Genomic DNA, 18,962 nt, shown 5'->3' with positions numbered 1-18,962 from the left:
TCGGCTAGACGAGTGTCAGCGCATTCGTCTCGCACGGTCTTCTCATCGCGGGTGTCATCGTACCACGGAGTTATCCTGTCTGGTGACCATTACCTGAATTGAGGCGCTAAGGCCCCTTCCTCAACGAACGAGCGAAGCGAGCGAGTAGGGAGGGGATACAGCGCCGCACGTCTCTCAAACACGTTCGACGCTCGGTCCACAGGCTCACGCAATCGCAACCGTTTAGTACGCAGTTTACATAACTTATGGTGTGGCAACGCGCAAGACCATCTCTATCCGCGACGACCAAGAGGAGTGGATTCAGGAAAACCACCTGAGTCTGTCCTCGTTCGTCCAAGAGAAACTTGACGAACTCATCAAAGAACGCTCGTGAACTACAACTACAGGTATCGACTCCGACCGTCAGACGCCCTCGAAGAACAGTTAGCGTGGACTGTCGATACCTGTAGGCAGGTCTACAACCACTTCCTCCACCGGCTCAACCGCTCCGACGACACCTCAGCATACAGCGAACAGAAACTCCTGCCGAGTCTCAAGAAATGGTGGAGCGACCTGAAAGGCGTTCACTCGAAGGTGCTTCAGAAAGTCGTTCAGCGGTTGTACGACAACCTCTCAACGCTTCGCGGTCGGAAAGAGAACGGCTACCGCGTCGGGACGCTCAAGTGGAAGGCACCGGGTGAGTACCGCAGTTTCACCTACAGTCAATCCGGCTTCAAGCTCAAGAACACGAGCGGTCGGACCCGACTGTGGCTCTCGAAACTCGGAGAAATTCCCATCACCTTCCACCGCGACCTCCCCGACAACGCCGAAGTCAAGACCGTCACGGTCAAGCAGGAACCCACCGGCAAGTGGTACGCTGTCCTCGGCGTCGAAACCCCCGACGACCCGCCTGCGAAATCGGAGAATCTCGAGAAGTGCGTCGGTATCGACGTGGGGATTCTCAAGTACGCCCACGACACCGACGGAACCGCCGTCGAATCGCTCGATCTGTCCGACGAGCGGGAGCGGCTTGAACGCGCCCAATGCGACCTTTCGCGGAAGGAACACGGCTCTGCGAATTGGGAGAAACAGCGCCGAGTGGTGGCCGAACGCCATGTCGACCTGAAACAGAAACGACGTGACTTTCTCCACAAACTCTCGAACTACTACGCTCGGGAGTACGACCTCGTGGCCGTCGAGGACTTGGACGCGAAGGGTTTGGTCGAACTGCCGGGCAACTCCCGCAACCGGGCGGGAGCGGCGTGGGGGACGTTCCTACGGATGCTCGAATACAAGTGCGAACGCGAAGGAACGCACGTTGTCGCGGTGAATCCGCGCGGGACGACCAAAGAGTGTGCCTCCTGCGGTGTCTCGACCGAGAAACCGCTGTGGGTCCGTGAACACTCCTGTCCTGCCTGCGGGTTTGAGGCGGATAGAGACGCGAACGCGGCGTGGAACATCCTTTCTCGCGGTCTTGCAGAAGTAGGAGTGGTTCACTCCGAATCAACGCCTGTGGAGACTGCGCTCCCTGTGGACACCGTTGTGTCTGCAAAGCGCGTCGTGGAAACAGGAAGCCCCACCCTCATGCGCGAGCCGTTAGGCGAGCGATAGGGTGGGGTAGTTCACGGCCGTTCACGAGGGCGGTCGTGCTCTCGACATCGGCGAGTGCCGTGGTCTGGGCATCATCGCTGCTCGTTGCCGAGCCCTGGCGGTTCGTCATCTGGGGGCTCTCCTTCGTGGTCGGTCTGGCGACGACCACCCTCGTTTACGTCGGGAGTGAGGCCATACCGAAACCCACCTCTCACTACTCCGAACGGCTCGGCCTGTTCACCATCCTCGTCTTGGGGGAGACCGTCATCGCGATCGCCGTGGGAACCTCGGGTACTGACTGGGGATTCAGCTCCGGGCTCGTCGCTGGATTTGGGTTCATCGTGGTCTTGACCTTGTGGTGGACCTATTTCCGTCACGTCGATGAATGGTTCCTCCACCGGGCGTTCATCGAGGACAAAGGGGCGTGGTCACGTGTCCGCGAGTACTCGCTGCTACACGTCCTGAGCCACTACTTGGTCTATGTTGGAATCGTCGCTGCCGGTATCGGCATCGCGTTCACCGTCGAAGCCGCGGCGGCAGGACATGCGCTTGACTGGAACCACGCGGCGGTGCTCGTAGCCGGCGTTGTCACCTACCTCCTTGGGACCATCGCCGTCCATCGGACGACGTTCGACCCGGTGAGAGACCGGTCGGTGGTTCTCCGGCTGGGTGTCGCGGCGCTCGTCACCCTGTCCATCGTGAACCAACCCATAGAGCCTGTCGTGTTCCTCGGACTTGTGGCCAGCTTGCTGGTGACGCTCAACATCGTGGAAGGTGGCTGGTCACTCATCACCGGCTCAACGAGCGAGAAGTAAACAGCGCTCACGAATTCAGCGCTACCGTTGGACAACGGTTAGGTTGCCCACCTGCAGAGTGGAGTTGAGAGCGAATAGCACGCTTCGGAGACTATTGCGAAACAAGACTCGCGTGTTGCGTCTCGAACAACGAACGTATCACGTGAGTAGAACTACCGACAATCGGCCGGCCAGTGCATCGAAACTGCAATGATGCATGTATTCGCTGTATGTATCTGCGGTACGTTGCACGCAGCTTCTGACAGCGATTATGGCGGTTCTTGTGGATGTGCTGGACACATGGCTAATATCCAGGAAGCCGTCTGAAAGCCTATGGAGTGCCCTGACCTACGTATAGGCGAAACGGGTGTATGAAGCATGCCAGTCATTCAGTGTAATGGGGCCGACCTGTATTACGAGGAACTTGGCGAGGGGCCACCGATCGTGTTTCTTCACGGAGCGTTCGCCGGTCTGCGGTATTTCGAACCGCAGTTGGTCGGACTCAGCGATGAATTTCGAACAATTGCGCTCGATTTCCGAGGGCACGGGAGGTCGGAGAAGACGGAGACGGGCCACACACTCCCGCAGCATGCCCGCGATCTCCGAGCGTTGCTCGAACAGCTCAATCTGACCGACGTCACGGTCGTCGGCTGGTCGATGGGGGCGCTCGTCTCCTGGGAGTACGTCGATCAGTTTGGCACCGAGAGGATACGTGCGCTGGTCGATATCGATATGGAACCCTCACCGTTTCAGCGAGAGGGATACGAGTTCGGGACGTACACGATAGAAGGAATGCGAACGGCACTCGATGGGATACAATCGAACCCAGTGGAACTCACTGACGAGTCGATAAAGGCACTGCTCAAAGACCCGCCATCGAGGGACCTCCGGAACATGATGTTCGACGAAGAAACCCGAACGCCCCCGTCGGTGCAGGGTTCGATGCTCCTTGGTCTGATGCGAGACTATCGAGACGTGCTTCCCGAGATCGATGTCCCAACCCTCGTCTGTGCGGGGGCGGACGAGAAATGGCGGGGTGTCGCCAATGTGAAATACGCAGCCGAGCTCATCCCCGACGCACGGTTCGAACTCTTCGAACAGAGTGGGCACTGTATCACCGTTGAGGAACCTGAGCGGTTCAACCGAGTCCTGACTGAGTTTCTCCTCTCACTCTGACCAGGCCTCACGACCTCAGGTACGAGTGAGTCGGGTCGCTCTTGAGGAATTGAATACATCCGACATGATGGATACAGGCTCTGTATTCCGCACACGGCTTCGAAAACGGTTGGAGAAATTGGGTGTGGTCACACCATTGCAAATATAGTTGCTGTTTCCGCGGTTACTCTGGACCGAATGTCCGGACGGAGAGTAGCATACTGAGGCTTTCTGTATCGAAATCCGCGTCAGAGACGACGAGTTCCTTCCCAGCAGCGCGGGCCGTAGCCGCAATCAGGAGGTCGCGTGGCGACAGGGAGTTCTCGATTCGAGAAAATAGGCCGAAAGTCGACACAGCCTCAGTGTCAGCCAAGGCGTGTCGAGAGCTTACGCGGCGTCGGCTTCGAGCGCTTCGCTCTCGTCTAAGCTTTCGAGGGCGGTGAGCACTTCTTGTTTGTAGCGGCTGACTGGCAGGTCGTACTGCTCTTTTGCCATGCGTGCGTACTCGTTGGTCTCGTCGTCGAACGCTTCGATGCGGTCCATCGTGCGTTCTGCAGTTTCGACGACCCAGCGGTCGCGCGTTTCGGCGGAGACGACGGAGATGGACTCCGGTCGGATGGAGACGTTAATCGAGCCATCGTCCGTCTCGTAGGTGCGTGGCTTGCCCGCAATCGCAACGTAGGCGGGTGCTTCCACGTCACGGAGGACGCTCGCGGCTTCTGGCTGATACTGGCCAGCGTAGACGAAGAACGTCCCGGTTGGGTCAACGACGCGGCCGCGCCAGTACTCGCTGTCCTCACCGACGTCTTCTTTCTCGGTGAGCGTGCCGACGATGAACACGCGGTTTGCGCGTTCGCCCGTCGGGAGCAGCAGGTAGACTGGGGCGCGTTCGTCGTCCGATTCTTTGAATGTGTAGCCAGCGTCGTTGAACTCGCGGGCGAAAACCCGTCGAGCGACTTCTCGGGTTGGTGCGGAACTCATTGTTACATCGACCTCGCTTTGATGAGGACTGCTTCGGCATCGACTGGGCCGGTCAATTCTTCGAAGTCATTCGCTAGGACGTAGCGGCCGAGTGTCGGGCCGCTGATGCGGTAGTAGCGTCCGAGGACTTTCTCGCGCATCTCGTCTGCGACAATCGTCGTGTCGAGTGCGTCCATCGCCATCTCCTTTGCCTTCTCTAAGGTGATGCCGGTCAGTTCCTCGGTGGCTTCTTTGTTGAAGATGGTCTCGTGGACGGTCATGCCGTCGTCCACGACGCCTTTGATGCGGAGGTCGAACTCGCCTTCGACCTCGCCGTGTTCTGAACAGCGTCCGTTCTGGAGGACGCGCGTGCAATCCTCCTCGGGGCACCGCTTGATGAGTCCGCTGCCGCTCTGGATGTCCACCATCGCGCCTTCGATTTCGGATTCGTTGTCACCGACTTCGAGGTCCTCGTCTAATTCCTCGATACCGGTCGTCCGGTTGAGCTTGACCGAGAATCGGCCCTGGTACTCGTCGGACACCACGTTCGAAAAGCGGTAGACCTTCCCTTCTTCGAGAGCGGGGAGGTCGGATTTCGCCCACTTCGTGAACTTGATGGTGCCGGTCGGGTCACCGAGCAAGCCAACTTGCCCGATGGACTCGTGGCCCGGGTCCCAGAGGTCGACGACCTTCGCGGTCAGGTCGAGCCACTGTTCGGGTTCGTCCACCTCCGAAATCTGCATTTCTTGGTTGCCACCGGAGCCACGGAGGTCTTCGCGCTCCATGCCCGCTTCGTCAAGGTAGTGGCTCGTGACGCTGCGGCGTGCCTCGTCGATGGGAACCTTGTACTCGCCGACGAGTTTTTCGAGACGTTCTGCTACGTCTTCGACCGTCAGCTCTAGTTTGTCTGAAAACTGCTCGTGTATCTCTACTGCGTGCTGGTGCACATCTGTCATGGGGTTTCACTGTCTCCGCCTGTTTTCAATGGGAGACATACGACGGTTGGTTCCCGATGGTATAAAAGGTTAGGTGAGTGGGCTGAAAGTGATTCCCTCGTGCGATTCCGTTTTGGGACTTAAGCCTCCGGTTCCCACTCAGAGGCGAGTAGGCCGTAGATGACTTGGTCGACCCACTCGCCGCCGGTGAATTCGGACTTTCGCTTGGTGCCTTCGTGAGTGAAGCCGAGCTTTTCGACGACGTGCCGAGAGCCTTCGTTCGGGGCTTCTATCCACGCGTCGATACGGTGGAGGCCGAGTTCGTCGAAGCCGAACTGGATGATTGTCTCGGCGGCTTCGGTGGCATAGCCTTCGCCCCAGTATTCGGGCGCAATCCAGTAGCCGAGGTTGCCGAGTTTGTTCCGGTCGTGGAAGGGCATGAGTCCGGCGTGGCCAACGCGTTCGTCGCCGTCCCAGAGGACGAGCGAGACGACGTCGTCGCCGGTGTGGAACTCCTCGTAGGAGTCTGCCTGTTCCATCTCGCTGTACGGCGTGTGGAAGATGCTGATGTGCTGGCGGATTTTCGGGTGGTTCAGGTGGGAATTGAGGAACGCCTCGTCGTCGCGGGTGACGGGTCGAAGCTCGAGGCGTTCGGTCTGCAAATACGGTGTTCGTGACATAGTGGTGGTTGTGACTCGGTCTGAAAACGGTACGTGCGCAGACGGGATGCAGACAACTCGGGCGTCGAGTGTGAATCCAGTCAGAAACAGGTGGAAACGAGCATCGGGTACCTGTTTGACACCTCATGGAGCAGACCCAAAAGCGTTGTCCCGTGCAGCCCGAATGCCGAACGAGCACCTGAAAACCTATTATCATCGAAACAGGATGTGGGAGCACTGCCCATGTTCCCCGTGATTGACATCATCCCTGCCTCCCTCGTCAAATTCCTGATAATCATTACGGTCGCTATCTTCGCGTTCCTGCTCGCGTACATCGTCGGCGGCGGGTCGATGAATCTGGACAGTTGGTCCTTCTCCGATGGGCCATGGCGATGAGCCGAAGTGCATCGCTCGAAGCCGAGGAAGTGCACCGCACAAGTTCTCCGCCCCGTGACGCTTTGTAGCTCCGTGTCCAATCACCGGCCATGAGCAATCGGCGGCGCATCGAACGACTCATCCGCCAGCAGTTTCGCAAGGCGGGCCGCCAGATGGGGCGGGCACGCCACGAGTATCGTGAAGGGCGAGGGGAGCGTTCGCGTGCTCCGGACGCTCCGGAGACGGACGGTGGCCGCGAGATGAACCTCGTCTGCCGACGCTACGCCGAACGCCGCACCGTCACCCTCGACGCCGACCAGCGCCCACACTGTTTCGACGCAGAGAGCGTGGACTGTCAGGGCTGTCTTGAAGACATCCGTGAAGGCATCATCGAAACGTGGTAGGGCGGTGGGTAAACCGACGCCGAGATTGATTCGTTGTAGCAATTGTTTCGAAGACAGCGGGTGTATCTATGACACTAGCTGTGCGAACTATTGTCGTCACGATTTGTTCTCTCCGCAGTCACTGGAAAACACTTATACATCGAGTTTCGAGAAATTGGTGTGAAACGTCGCCCTCTCCTTTCCATTCTTGGAACCTCAGCACTCACGGTTGCTGGCGGCTGCCTCTCTACAGCCCCATCACCGCAATTACAATTACGGAATCGAGACGCAACCAACCGAGAACTTACGGTCACTATCACAGAGACGAGCACGGGAGCTGACGTACTGACAGAGCACTATTCACTGGCTGCAAACAGCGTGGATACAACCGTCGAAAACGTGTTCCCTAACCCTGGTAAGTATCAGGTGTGTGTCTCCACTGAGTGGGCTAAAGAGCGGTGCGACACGTGGGAGGTTGACACTGAAACCGCGCCGACCCAATTCCACATCTCAGTTAACGTCGGTGACGAGGACGGCGATGGAGACGATGACGGGCCATATCTCAGAATGGGCCCACTTGGATAAGTATCGTAATCTCACCATCGTTGATTGGTTGCCAGATGTTCGTAGAAGTGGTCAACGCTTGCTGCTGAGTTGACCGACTTACTCGCTGGTTCAACACGACCGCGCATGTCTTCTGGGTCCTTCTGGCACGAGAGAAGACTTCTGATTCTCTCCGATACTTACAGCTATTCTTTATCGAATTGCGCTCTCCCTCGCGGTCAGGTACTTGTATCCCCACGCGGTGAGCGCGCCAAGCGAGACGCCCCAGACGAGATGTGCCACGAACGACCAGAATGTGAGGTTTGGAATCGGTGCCGCGATTCCGAGGAGCCGCAACCAAATCGGCGCGATGATCCCGGCGGCGACGACCCAGAGGACGAGCCCCCACGCGGCTCCGATGGCAACGTAGGCAGGAACGCTGGTTTGATAGCGTTCTGGGGCCATCGAGACGAGATTGACGAAGACGAACCCGAAGACGATGCTGTGGAACTCGTGGGTGAGCCAGCCGATGACACCGTTTACGCTCCCGTAAAAGACGCCGATGCCTGCGACCGACCGGCCGAGCAGTATCGCCGCGATGCCGAACACCACGCCCGCAGCTACCGACGCCACGAGCGTCACGAGCAGGTGCTGGATGGTCGGGCGTACGGTGTCGCCGCCCGTTTTGCTTGGTTCCAGCCCCGCAGCCGCTTCGTTGGCACGGGGGAGGGCGATGGTTACCTTCGTCCCACGCGCTCCACTCTCAGTCTCTATCGTTCCTCGGTAGTTCTCGACGAGGAGGCGAACGATTTTCAGCCCGAAGCCGGTCGTCGGGTCGTCGAATTCCTCGATAGCGGCGGTCTCAAGCAATGCCTGTTGGCTTTCTGGAAGCCCAGGGCCATCGTCTCTCACGGACACCCGAACGCTGTTTCTCGTCACTACCACCTCGACGGTGGGAGTCTCATCGTGGCCGTGGACGACTGCATTCTCGAGAAGGTGCGTGAACACCTGCACGAGCTGTTCGTCTGCCACCACCTTCGCGTGTTCTGGAATCGACTTGATGGTAATCCTCGCCTCGGGATGACGGTCGGTTACCGCCTTGACGCTCTGCTGCAAGGATTGTTCTATGTCGATGCGTTCCATCGACCCATCGGTCTGCCCGGCTCGTCGGGTGAGATATTTCACCTCGTCTATCGTCCGCTCGATGGCAGTCAGCCGCTTTTCGATTACGTTCTGAACCCCTGAATGCTCGTCCCTGCTCATCGTCGCGTACCCGCGAATCACCGTCACCGAGTTGAGTACCTCGTGGCGAAGCAGCCGGTTGAGTATCACGAGGCGGTTGGTCTGTTGTTCTAGTTCCCCGCGCTGTCGGTGGGTTCGTGCCGCGTACAAACCGGTGAGGGTTCCCCCGACGCTCCCGCCGATGAGGAAGTTCGACAGATATGCCTGCGACCGAATCACCGTCACGCTCGGGATACCATCGGGGGACCTGCCTAACAGCGTCAGGATGACGAGAATCAACATCGTTCCCGCACCGATGACACACCAGCGCGCCGTCGTCCGAACCAGCGCTGGTTCGATGTCGGAAACGGCCAGTGCGACGCCGAAGGCGGCCAATCCGAGGCCGAGCGTCAGTGGCAACACACCTGCGAGATAGAATTGGACGGGGTTCTCGAACAGTGCGAGCGTGACGGTGAATCGGGTGAGAAAGAAGCCAATACCGGCGACGACGAGTCCACTCGCATTCAGCTTCTGCCCCATTGTGTTGAATGCTATCAGCAACCAATAAGTAAAGACTATCCATTAAAACACAATTGATGACAAATTCCGGGGTTGGACGATCTGATAATTCTGTCATACGTCCTCCCTCAGCAAATGGCTGGAGCAGCAATCACCCCGTCTCAAGGCCGTGACACCGAATTTGATACCATGGACGTGGCGACGGTCTCGGTACGTCAAGCGAGTCTTCTTGCGGCCGTCGCGTCAGTTTGACTGAAAACGTCGCTGTTGGCGCGGACTGACGCTGTTGGCACGTTTGCGCCGCTCTGTCCGGGAAGCGTGGAGCGCGAGGCTGTCTCGAAGCTACCCTCGAAAACATAAGGAAATCGTGATAAAACGCGTGCGTTGAATCTATTTGCGTATGGTATTCGATAGCAGTCTTTTGGTTGGGGTGTGTCTCTATGGCACGGCTCTTGATGAATCCAAACTGATAATTTCTCCTTGTGAATCGTGCTCCTTTTAAATAGAGGTGCGTGACGTTTCAGTACACCTTTTGAAACCAATGAGAGAACGTATTCACAGCATCGACACACTGCGAGCAATCGCTATTTTCTTCATTACTATCGCGCACGTGCAGCCATTTCGCGGCTTTGGAACGCACGGAAATCTCGTCTTTTTCGTGTTGGATACTATCGGCCAATTCGACGTGCCGTTCTTTTTCGTCACGTCCGGCTTCTTTCTGGGGGCGAAGTTGCACACCACCAGTGTCAAATCCATTGTCAGGGGAACCGGTCGGAAACTCGGTTCAATCTTTGTGTTTGGGAAACTCGTCTCTGTCACAGCCGCAGTCGCAGTCGCGGCCATCGTCGGTTCCTCAGTGATGAGTGAACTCAGCGATGCCCTTTTCAACTTCTCTCCAGCCTCCCTCCTGTACTACGGTGACGCACAGGCCGTCCCGCTGTGGTTCCTCTCGGCATTGTTTTTCTCCATCGTACTCGTCTCGGGATTCGTCAAATTCGACAAGATTCGCTATCTGTTGCCGGTTGCCGCACTCTTTCACGTCGTCGGCATCCTCAGCATGAACTATCCGATGGTTCTGGACGTTCCGTTCCGCATCCGAGACGCTCTCTTCTTTGGCTTCTTCTACGTCGCACTCGGATACACAATCAGAACAACGGAGTGGACACCAAAGGAGAACCACAGCCATCTGTATCTCGGCGCAGTCGGCTTCTTCCTCGGCGCCCAACTCATAGAGCAGTACGCCATTGGTTACATCATCGGTGAGAACGTGCTCACGCAGACGGTCTATCTGACGGAGTACACCATCTCCACCGTACTCCTCGTCCTCGCAATCTTCGCGTACGCGCTCTCGAACCCACAGCTGGGGAAGAATACGATTCTACCCACGGTGGGCCGACATGCACTCGGAATTTACCTCCTTCACCTGCCGGTATTTTACCTGCTCCACGCGACGAAGCAGTTCTGGATTCCGGTGATTGGGTTTCCCCTTCCCGCGACCCTGCTCTGGCAACTAACCATCACGCCACTCGTCTACGTGCTTGCGCTTGGAACCTATCTCGCCATGGCGAGGCTGGGTGTCATAGACCCTGAGGGCAGTCACATTCCATGGCTCAGTCGGCTCCGGTCACGCGGCGGGCTTTCGGTTCGAAGCCGACTCTCGAACGAGTGAGGTCGGCAGGTGATTGAAGGTGAGTCGGTAGGACTTTTCGCCCTCCGCGTTGACGTTCTCGCATGACTCGGCCTCTCGTCGCGCTCGTCCTCGCAGGCGGCACGGGCACACGACTCTACCCCGCGAGTCGGAGCCACCGCCCCAAACAGTTTCTCGACTTCGGTGACGGTTCGCTGCTCGCCCAAACCGTCGACCGACTCTCCTTTGCCGACGAACTTTACGTCCTCACGCGCGAGACGTTCGCAGACGAGATTCACGAGCACGCGCCCGAAGCCGCCGTGCTCACCGAACCAGAACCCAAAGACACCGGCCCCGCGCTTATCTACGCCGCCGCCCGCATCCGCGAGCAGGTCGGTGACTGCGTGCTCTTTTGCGTCCCGAGCGACCACCACATCACTGGCGACTTTACAGAAACCGCGAACACGGCCGCCCGCGTCGCCGCCGAAACCGGGTCGCTCGTCACCATCGGCATCGAGCCAACGCGCCCGGCCACCGGCTACGGCTACATCGAACCGGGAGCCGACCACGGCGACTACTTCGACGTGGCCTCGTTTCACGAAAAGCCGGATGCCGAATCGGCCACGAACTACGTCGAAAACGGCTTTCTCTGGAACGCCGGGATGTTCGCGTGGACGCCAGATGCCCTGCTCCGCGAAGCCAGAGACACGCCGCTCGCTCCGTTGGTCGAAAATCCACACAACTTCGACGCCGTCGAGCCGGTGAGCATCGACTACGCCGTGCTCGAACGAACCGCTCGCGCAACGGTCGTGCCCGCAACCTTCGAGTGGGACGACTTGGGCGCGTGGGACGCGCTCGGGCGGATTCTCGACGCCGACGAGGCGGGCAACGCTGTGCTCGGGGACGTGTCGCTGGTCGATACGACGGACTCGGTCGTCATCACGGGCGACGCACACGTGAGCGTGGTCGGCGTTTCAGACCTTGTGGTCGTCGCCTTCGACAATCGCGTGCTCGTCGTCCCGAAAGCAAAGGCGCAGGCGGTGCGAGAACTCGTCTCACAGCTCAAAGCAGCCGGGCGCTTCTAACTCCGAAGCTTGCCGCCGTCGATTGGCAGCGAGACGCCGGTCACGTAACTCGACCGCTCACTGGAGAGGAACGCCACCACGTCGCCCAATTCTCGGGGGTCACCGATGCGGTTGAGCGGGATGTCCTCGGCCCAGTTTTCGAGGCCTTCTTCGTAATCTGCAAGGTCGCCGCGTTCGACACCCTGCTCGATGAGTTCGGTAAACCGTGCCGTCTCGTGTGCGCCGGGGAGCACGGCGTTCACTCGAATCTTGGGGGCAAACTCCCGCGAGAGCGTCTTGACGAGGCCGATGACCGCCTTTCGCACCGAGTTCGAGAGCACAAGCCCTTCGACCGGCTCGCGGACGCTGAGCGAGGTGATGGCGACGAACGTGCCTGCCCCACTCTGTTCGAGGTGTGGTTGGGCGGCTTTCGCCGTCCAGACGGCACTCATCACGAGCATATCGTAGGCGGCGTACCAGTCGCGTTCGAGCGTATCAAGGAAGGGACCAGAGGGCGGGCCGCCTGCCGACGTGACGACGTGGTCGAGGCCGCCGAACTCGGCAACGGTCTGCTCGACGAACGCCTTTACGTGGTCGGGGTCGGTGATGTCGGCTTCGACCGCGAGGACGTCTCCGCGTCCGGCTTGGTCGACTCGTTTTTCTGCCGCGGCAAGTCGAGCGTCGTCCCGACTACAGATGGCGACGTTCGCACCCTCCTCTGCGAGGGCGATGGCGCTCGCCAGTCCGAGGCCACTCGAACTCGCCGTTACAAGCGCGCTGTCTCCAGCAATTCCAAAGTCCATACTCGGCCACACGGCGGCCAGTGACAACGCGTTTTCCCTCTATGACTGCTCGGCGCGGCGGACGCGGACGACACCCTCGTGAGTCACGCCAATCAGGAGTGGTTTGACCACTTGGCGGCCGGTCACGGCGTCGCCCGCCTCGTCTCCGACGACTTTCATGAGTTCGGGGGCGGTGTGGCCGACTTTCACGCCTGCGTCGTCGCACGCGCCGTACACCTGTGCGGGCACGTCGTAGAGGTCGGTTCCGGCATCGACGGTGATTTGCACCGGCGCGCGGAGCGTTTCGGCGAACGCGACAGTCTCGCGGGCTTTCTCGATGTTCGACCGGGCGCTCGATTCGATGCTTGAGACGTTCGCCCGCGACGTCCCGAGAAGGTTTGCGATGGTGGCTTGGGCTTCGCCCTGTTCGCGCAGCGCGAGCACCTCCGCTTGTCGGCGGGTGAGAATGCTCTTTTCGGGGTCGAATCCAATGCGGTCGAGCAGCGCGGCAACGTCGAGTGTTGGGTCGTCGCTCATCGCTTTCAGAACTTAGCTGCCCCAGAAATTGTCGCGGCTGCCAAGACGTTCGGGACGTTTTGGCTTGCTATATCCGCCGTCGTCGTCATCTCCTACCTCTGGTTCGTCTGCTTCTTCTTCCGGCTCCATCGGCAATCGCTCTAGTGGGTCTGCGCGAGCGTGGTTCGACCGTACTTTCGTAATCTTCACGCGTGCGCGGGCGTCGGGAAGGACGCCGTCTACGAAAATGATAAAGCCGTCTTCCGTCCGGCCCACACCGGCCCCACTCTCGTGGATGTCGGTGACGTCGACGATGACTTCCTCGCCGATTTTAACCGGCTGTGACTTCAGGTCGCGGATTGGCTGATTGTAGTGGTTACACCACTCAGCCCCGCCTTTGTCGCCGTAGTGCTGGCACCCCATCCCCTGGATATGTTCGCTGAACTTGGGGCATTCATCCGCGAGTGGACAGGTGGGCATATGGCCTACGTTTAGAGTCCGCAGTCTAAACGCTTGCGTCTCCTCAGAACCCACGCAGGCGTGACTGTCCGCATTTTCAGTATGCGTTGCTCGCACCCGCGTTCTTGTTCGACCCTGAAAACTTATTGTGGAGTGACAAGAACGCGCCAGTATTGCATTCCGACGTACCCGACTCGACACCCTCGATCCGCCGCCGTGACGTTCTCTCACTCGCAGCAGGCGCGCTAACCACTACGCTCGCCGGGTGTTCGAGCCTCCAACAGAAACTCCGTGAACAACAACTCTCGACGCCCGAACGCCGGATTCCCGCCGACTGGCAACCGAACCCCGGCGAGTGGCCAATGGGTGGCTACAACTACGCTCGGACGAGTCACAATCCGTTTGCGACGCCGCCTCGTGAAAATCCGGAAACGGCGTGGATGTTCGACGAAGTAACAGACAGCATCAGTTCACTCGTCGTTGGCGACGACACTGTCTTTTTGAAAACGAGGTCTGAACTCGTTGCACTTGCTGCCGATTCAGGGCGTGAACAGTGGCGCACGCAGCGCGACCCACGGGGCGGATTGCAATTTATCGAAGGGCGATTGTATGACTGGGCACCGGACAGACTCACGGCGATGATGGCTGACGGAACTGAACTGTGGACTGCGTCCTTGGAGGGCTTCTTCTGGTATTCGATTCTCGAACGCGACGGCCGGATATACCTTCTGTACCGTGATAAATTCGCCACACTCCACGCAGACACGGGAGAGGGTATCGTGAATACACGGCCCGACGAGGCTGACTACTACTTTCCGGCGACTGCTGGCGGGTCTGTCTACGCTGGTCAATTCTCTCTTTCAGCGTATGAGATACAAGGCGCACAAGACGGCAACTTACCAATGCGATGGGATACGGAGAACTCCCCGTACGAAAGCTACGGATTTCCCGCAATCGATGCTGGCCTCGTCTTTCGGCCTGAATTCGCCCATCCCTCCGGTGACGTGAAAATGGGCCGGCTGTCAGTTCTCGATACTTCAACAGGAAACAGAAGAAACGCCGTGTCATTTGAAACCGTCCCACACTCTCCTGCTGTTGCCAACGGGTCTACGTTCGTCTCAACGACAACTGTCCACGCTGGGGAAATTGGAAACGACGGTAAACTCGTCGCGCTCACCTACGAAGGTGACGTACGCTGGGAGTACACGCCGGAAGCGAGCCTGCAACCGCCCGTCGTCGCCAACAACGCGGTTTACACTGCCCCATTCGCCAATCGGGACGCACCGCTTATCGCCTTTGATGCAGCGTCTGGAGAGGAGCTGTGGCAAAAAGAGCCAACGAGTGCAGAACTGCGGGATTCACCCGAGTTTGCCATCGCCGGAGACACGCTCTACGTCGCGGACGGAACCCGGATACGGGCGTTACGCGCCTAAGGCTCACTTGCAAAAAGCTGGACCAAAAATCCGGTCGTTCAGGCGAGGGGAGTACGTTCGACAACCGTTCCGTCAACCGTCGGATACTGCTCTATTATCTCGCCTTTCTCCACGTCGCCGTCTTCGACCATCTCCTCTAGGAGCCACCACGCGAGTTCGACGTGGCTCTCTTTTACGGTGTAGAACTCCTCGGGGACGCCAAGGGCTTCGAGTTCGGCGGGGGTAATCCACGTCTTGCCGTAGACGAGCGTGCCGTCGTCGGTCACGTCGTCGAACTCCCGGCGGAGGTTCTTGGCCATGCGTTTCAGGCGATTGCGGTGTTGGGCGGCGTCTTTGAACACCGAGGTACAGAAGTAGACCTTCGGGTGAGAGGCCATCTCTTCTAAGATGTCGTGGGAGCCTTCGACGGCGCTCATGTGGCCCTCGCGCAGCTCGTAGCCTTCCTGCTGCATGCGCTCGTAGTTGCCCTCGCTCATCTCGAACTCGTTGATGTTACAGAAGTCGGCAGCGCCCTCATCTAAGAAGTCGATGAACTCGCGTTCGGCGCGGATGCCCGGAATCTCGAAGGCGGGGGTGAGGCCTTCTTCGCGGGCGATGTAGAGAATCTCCTCCCATTCGGTGCCGTGCATGTCGCCCCAGAGTTCGTACGGTGGGTGAAAGCGAATCTCGTCTAAGCCTGCTTCGGCGAGTCGGCGCATGTTCTCGCGCCCGCCCGTGATGCCGGTGTAGAGGTGGGTGTGGTGGTCCTCACCGAACTCGTCTTTGAGCAGGCGCAGGTAGCGACACGTCTTGTCCATCGCCTCTTGTGGTTCGCCACCAGTAATCGAGGTTCCGAGGGCGTCCATCCGCTTTGCTTCGGTGATGATGTCTTCGTCGGACTCGACCTGCCGCTCGTTTGCGTACACCTGGGTCACGTTCTTGCGATTCTCCCCAAGCGGACAGTAGAAGCAGTCTCGCTGGTCACAGTATCCATAGACGAACAGCACCATTTTGCCCCCCTTGGCGCACTGTTCGCAGCCCTTCGAAATCATCCGTTATCGGCTCTCTTGCCTGTCGAGCCCTAAAAACTGTGCGACTTGCGCGGACGATTTATCAGGCTTGTTGACGTGCATCAATGTAATGGCTGCTCGCTCTCGGCGCACTATCAGTATCGTCTTCGCGGTGGTCTTTCTCGACCTGCTTGGCTTTGGCATCATCATCCCTATCCTGCCGTTTTACGTCCGCGCGTTTGGCGCAGATGAACTCGTCATTGGCCTGCTCGCGGCCTCCTATTCGGCGATGCAGTTCATCTTCGCACCCATCCTCGGCCAGCTCTCAGATCGCCGGGGGCGTCGCCCCGTCATCCTCCTTTCGGTGCTCGGGAGCGCCATCGCATGGACGCTGTTCGGCCTCGCAGAAGGCCTCCTTCTACTGTTTGTCTCGCGCATGCTCGCGGGTGCAATGGGCGGAAACATCGCCGCTGCCCAAGCCTATGTCGCGGACGTGACCCCGCCCGAAGAGCGCGCGAAGAGCCTTGGCCTCCTCGGCGCGGCCTTTGGCCTTGGGTTCATCTTCGGCCCGGGCATCGGTGCAGTGTTCACGTTTCAGGTCGTCGTGGACTTCTTCCAGAACCTCATCCCGTGGCTCGACATCAACCAGTTCTCGCTGCCGAGTTTCGTCGCGGCGTTCCTCGCGCTCCTCAACTTCCTCGTCGCCTACCGATTCCTCCCCGAATCGCGCGCCCTCACCGACACGCCCAGTGCCTACGAATCGCAGTTCACACAGCTCAAAAGCGCCATGACCAACGAGAACGTCCGCGGGCTGCTCATCGCGTTTTTCCTCATCTCGTTTGCCTTCTCGGGTGTGCAAATCATGTTTATCCCCTTCGTCGCCGATATTTATGGCTACTCAGAGTCACAGAGTGCCCTCCTACTTACCTACATTGGCGTCCTCGGCGTCCTCGTCCAAGGCGTGCTCATTGGTCGGCTGACCAAACGCTACACCGAGAGCCGACTCGCGGTTGCCGGAACCGCCCTGCTCACGATTGCGCTGTTCGGGATTCCGGCGGCGCCGCTCGTCGGGGAAGCGCTGTTTCCGAGTCTCACCAGCATCGAGCCATTCTTGACCAAGCAACTGCTCGGCCTGCTTGCCGTTCTCGCGGTGCTCTCGCTCGGTAACGGCGTCGTCAACGTCTCGCTTACGACGCTCGTCTCCCAGAACGCGAGCGCAGACCGGCAGGGGAGCGCCCTCGGACTGACCCAAGGATCGGGGAGTCTCGCGCGCACGTTCGGCCCCGTCCTGATGGGCGGTATCTACGCCGCGATTGGCTACTGGTCGCCGTTTGCCCTCGGTGGCCTCCTTTTGCTCCCGGTGCTCGTTATCACGCTCCACCTCGCGCGAACAGACGAGAAAAACACCTCGCCGGTGACCGAACCGGACGTGACCAAATAGCGCCAGAAAACAGTTATACGGCAGTCTCTCCTAGCCTTCGATAATGCTGCTCGTCTTGTGCATCGACTTGGACGACGACCTCGGCCGAAAGACGGGGCTCCAGACCCCGGTTATCGGCAGAGACGCCGTCGAAGCCGCCGCGGTTGCACTCGCCACGGCAGACCCCGAGGACTCGGACGTGAACGTCCTGTTCGAAGGCATTCACATCCTCGACAACATCGAAGACGAGACCGTCGAAGTCGCCGCCGTCACCGGCCTCGAAGGCAGCGACATCGCCGCAAACCGGAAAGTCGGTGAGGAAGTCGATACCGTCCTCGCAAGCCTCTCGACGGGCGAGGACATCCGCGCGCTCGTCGTCACCGACGGCGCACAGGACGAGTCGGTGATTCCTGTCATCCGCTCGCGGGTGCGCATCGACGGCGTCCGCCGGGTCATCGTCCGTCAAGCCCAGGACTTAGAGTCGATGTACTACACCATCAAGCAGGTGCTGAACGACCCCGAAACCCGAGGGACGATTCTCGTCCCGCTCGGGATTCTCCTGCTCATCTATCCGCTCGCCATCCTCGCCGACTCGCTCAACCTGCCGGGGTCGGTGTTCGGCGTCACCTCCGGCCTGCTCGGCCTGTACGTCCTCTTTCGCGGCCTCGGTTTGGAGGAGGCCATCGACCGCTGGGCAGACCGCTTGCGTCGCGGCCTCTACGCCGGGCGGGTCACGCTCATCGCCTACGTCGTCGCGGGCACCCTCCTCCTCATCGGCGGCGTGAGCGGCATGGAGATGTTGAATCGCATCGAGACGGCGACGCCCGGTGGCCAGCCAAACGCCCTCTACGTCATCGCGGCGCTTCTTTACGGCGCAGTCCGGTGGTTCGCCGCCGCGGGCATCACGACGAGTCTCGGGCGTGTGACCGACGAGTACCTCGATTCGACGTTCAAGTGGCGTTATCTGAACGCTCCGTTTTACGTCCTCGCCATCGCCATCGTCCTCCACGCCGTGAGCGCCTACTTCCTCGGGCTCGTCTCACTCTCGTTTCTCGCGGCGGCGCTCACCGGCGGCACACTCCTCGCGCTCGCCTCGACGCTCGCGTTTGCGGTGGCAGAAACTCACCTCACTCGCCCCGTCGAAGCCTGAAACCCTAAGAGACTATTTACTGGTTGGCCGCCTAACACTCCCGCATGAACATGCGACCGACTGTCTACGAAGTCGATGAGTACGAACCACAGGAGTTCGACTGCGTTCTGGTCCAAGAGAGCGTGGTGGTGTGCCTGCGAAAAGAGCCACGCCTCGCCCGCGTGATTCCACTCGATAAGGTGAACCACGTCGATGGCGACCCACGAATGTTGCTCTCCGGCCCGGAAATCCCCGATTCGTTCTACGGCGGCGGCATCTGTGGCTACATCGACACCTCAGAGTACCCAGAAATCGAGGCCCATCTGGCGGAAATCGAGCGCGAAGAGTACTAGACGACCGTTCACTGCCGGTCGGCTTCGCCTCCCGGGTAAACGCTCGAGCAAAACGCTGCGTGCTCCAGTCACGATGC

20 protein-coding genes are annotated in these 18,962 nt (G+C 59.4%); 12 read left to right on the top strand and 8 right to left on the bottom strand.

Annotated elements, in window-relative coordinates; translation table 11 throughout:
• Window positions 1–250: 250 nt before the first annotated feature.
• From V5N12_RS01215 to V5N12_RS01200, 4 genes are all read left to right on the top strand, one after another.
• Window positions 251–373, top strand: a complete 123-nt coding sequence (locus V5N12_RS01215; protein WP_332897330.1) for a hypothetical protein — start codon at window positions 251–253, stop codon at window positions 371–373.
• The gene (locus tag V5N12_RS01210) at window positions 370–1,590 is read left to right on the top strand and encodes an RNA-guided endonuclease InsQ/TnpB family protein (RefSeq protein WP_332897329.1); all 1,221 of its coding nucleotides are present in this window, start codon (window positions 370–372) and stop codon (window positions 1,588–1,590) included. The genes V5N12_RS01215 and V5N12_RS01210 overlap by 4 nt, the downstream gene beginning before the upstream one ends.
• A complete protein-coding gene (locus tag V5N12_RS01205) occupies window positions 1,482–2,384 on the top strand; it encodes a low temperature requirement protein A (protein WP_332900060.1) in 903 nt (300 codons plus the stop codon). The genes V5N12_RS01210 and V5N12_RS01205 overlap by 109 nt, the downstream gene beginning before the upstream one ends.
• Before the next feature lie 357 nt (window positions 2,385–2,741).
• On the top strand, window positions 2,742–3,539 hold the full coding sequence (locus tag V5N12_RS01200; RefSeq protein ID WP_332897328.1) for an alpha/beta fold hydrolase: 798 nt from the start codon (window positions 2,742–2,744) through the stop codon (window positions 3,537–3,539).
• A 366-nt stretch (window positions 3,540–3,905) separates the two neighbouring features.
• Here V5N12_RS01200 and V5N12_RS01195 read toward each other — a convergent pair whose 3' ends face one another.
• From V5N12_RS01195 to V5N12_RS01185, 3 genes are all read right to left on the bottom strand, one after another.
• The gene (locus tag V5N12_RS01195; protein ID WP_332897327.1) at window positions 3,906–4,499 is read right to left on the bottom strand and encodes an RPA family protein; all 594 of its coding nucleotides are present in this window, start codon (window positions 4,497–4,499) and stop codon (window positions 3,906–3,908) included.
• A gap of 2 nt (window positions 4,500–4,501) precedes the next feature.
• Window positions 4,502–5,434: a replication factor A gene (locus V5N12_RS01190; protein ID WP_332897326.1), complete on the bottom strand. Its 933-nt coding sequence runs from the start codon at window positions 5,432–5,434 to the stop codon at window positions 4,502–4,504.
• Window positions 5,435–5,553: 119 nt separating this feature from the next.
• Window positions 5,554–6,093 (bottom strand): GNAT family N-acetyltransferase, encoded by a 540-nt coding sequence (locus V5N12_RS01185; protein WP_332897325.1) that lies wholly within the window; start codon window positions 6,091–6,093, stop codon window positions 5,554–5,556.
• Between the two features lie 222 nt (window positions 6,094–6,315).
• Here V5N12_RS01185 and V5N12_RS01180 point away from each other — a divergent pair, with 222 nt between their 5' ends.
• Together V5N12_RS01180 and V5N12_RS01175 are read left to right on the top strand one after the other, a co-directional pair.
• Window positions 6,316–6,468 (top strand): hypothetical protein, encoded by a 153-nt coding sequence (locus V5N12_RS01180; protein ID WP_332897324.1) that lies wholly within the window; start codon window positions 6,316–6,318, stop codon window positions 6,466–6,468.
• Between the two features lie 89 nt (window positions 6,469–6,557).
• Window positions 6,558–6,851, top strand: a complete 294-nt coding sequence (locus V5N12_RS01175; RefSeq protein ID WP_332897323.1) for a DUF7091 family protein — start codon at window positions 6,558–6,560, stop codon at window positions 6,849–6,851.
• A gap of 735 nt (window positions 6,852–7,586) precedes the next feature.
• Here the strand turns inward: V5N12_RS01175 and V5N12_RS01170 are convergent.
• Complete coding sequence (locus tag V5N12_RS01170) at window positions 7,587–9,134, bottom strand: ATP-binding protein (protein WP_332897322.1); 1,548 nt, start codon at window positions 9,132–9,134, stop codon at window positions 7,587–7,589.
• 520 nt (window positions 9,135–9,654) lie between these two features.
• Here V5N12_RS01170 and V5N12_RS01165 point away from each other — a divergent pair.
• Window positions 9,655–10,782: an acyltransferase gene (locus V5N12_RS01165; protein WP_332897321.1), complete on the top strand. Its 1,128-nt coding sequence runs from the start codon at window positions 9,655–9,657 to the stop codon at window positions 10,780–10,782.
• Window positions 10,783–10,844: 62 nt separating this feature from the next.
• Entirely contained in the window at window positions 10,845–11,825 is a 981-nt protein-coding gene (locus tag V5N12_RS01160) for a mannose-1-phosphate guanylyltransferase (protein WP_332897320.1), read from the top strand.
• On the opposite strand, the gene V5N12_RS01155 is transcribed toward V5N12_RS01160, so the two are convergent.
• The 3 genes from V5N12_RS01155 to V5N12_RS01145 are packed head-to-tail and all read right to left on the bottom strand — an operon-like array spanning window position 11,822 to window position 13,582.
• Window positions 11,822–12,607, bottom strand: a complete 786-nt coding sequence (locus V5N12_RS01155; RefSeq protein WP_332897319.1) for an SDR family oxidoreductase — start codon at window positions 12,605–12,607, stop codon at window positions 11,822–11,824. The two genes, V5N12_RS01160 and V5N12_RS01155, sit on opposite strands and share 4 nt — an antisense overlap.
• Window positions 12,608–12,646: 39 nt before the next feature.
• A complete protein-coding gene (locus tag V5N12_RS01150; RefSeq protein ID WP_332897318.1) occupies window positions 12,647–13,123 on the bottom strand; it encodes a Tfx family DNA-binding protein in 477 nt (158 codons plus the stop codon).
• A gap of 12 nt (window positions 13,124–13,135) precedes the next feature.
• A complete protein-coding gene (locus tag V5N12_RS01145; RefSeq protein WP_332897317.1) occupies window positions 13,136–13,582 on the bottom strand; it encodes a TRAM domain-containing protein in 447 nt (148 codons plus the stop codon).
• 152 nt (window positions 13,583–13,734) lie between these two features.
• Between V5N12_RS01145 and V5N12_RS01140 the strand changes: the two genes are divergently transcribed.
• On the top strand, window positions 13,735–14,994 hold the full coding sequence (locus V5N12_RS01140) for an outer membrane protein assembly factor BamB family protein (RefSeq protein WP_332897316.1): 1,260 nt from the start codon (window positions 13,735–13,737) through the stop codon (window positions 14,992–14,994).
• Window positions 14,995–15,032: 38 nt separating this feature from the next.
• Here V5N12_RS01140 and V5N12_RS01135 read toward each other — a convergent pair whose 3' ends face one another.
• A complete protein-coding gene (locus V5N12_RS01135) occupies window positions 15,033–16,025 on the bottom strand; it encodes a radical SAM protein (protein WP_332897315.1) in 993 nt (330 codons plus the stop codon).
• A gap of 88 nt (window positions 16,026–16,113) precedes the next feature.
• Here V5N12_RS01135 and V5N12_RS01130 point away from each other — a divergent pair, with 88 nt between their 5' ends.
• Genes V5N12_RS01130 through V5N12_RS01120 form a run of 3 tightly spaced genes read left to right on the top strand, consistent with a single transcriptional unit; the run spans window position 16,114 to window position 18,885 of the window.
• A complete protein-coding gene (locus V5N12_RS01130; protein ID WP_332897314.1) occupies window positions 16,114–17,424 on the top strand; it encodes an MFS transporter in 1,311 nt (436 codons plus the stop codon).
• Between the two features lie 43 nt (window positions 17,425–17,467).
• On the top strand, window positions 17,468–18,553 hold the full coding sequence (locus V5N12_RS01125) for a DUF373 family protein (RefSeq protein WP_332897313.1): 1,086 nt from the start codon (window positions 17,468–17,470) through the stop codon (window positions 18,551–18,553).
• A gap of 44 nt (window positions 18,554–18,597) precedes the next feature.
• A complete protein-coding gene (locus tag V5N12_RS01120) occupies window positions 18,598–18,885 on the top strand; it encodes a hypothetical protein (RefSeq protein WP_332897312.1) in 288 nt (95 codons plus the stop codon).
• Window positions 18,886–18,962 lie beyond the last annotated feature (77 nt).

Source organism: Haladaptatus sp. CMSO5 (genome assembly GCF_036689885.1).
In the GTDB taxonomy this organism is placed as follows: Archaea; Halobacteriota; Halobacteria; order Halobacteriales; family Halococcaceae; genus QDMS2.
This window is presented reverse-complemented; position numbering and strand designations above follow the sequence as displayed.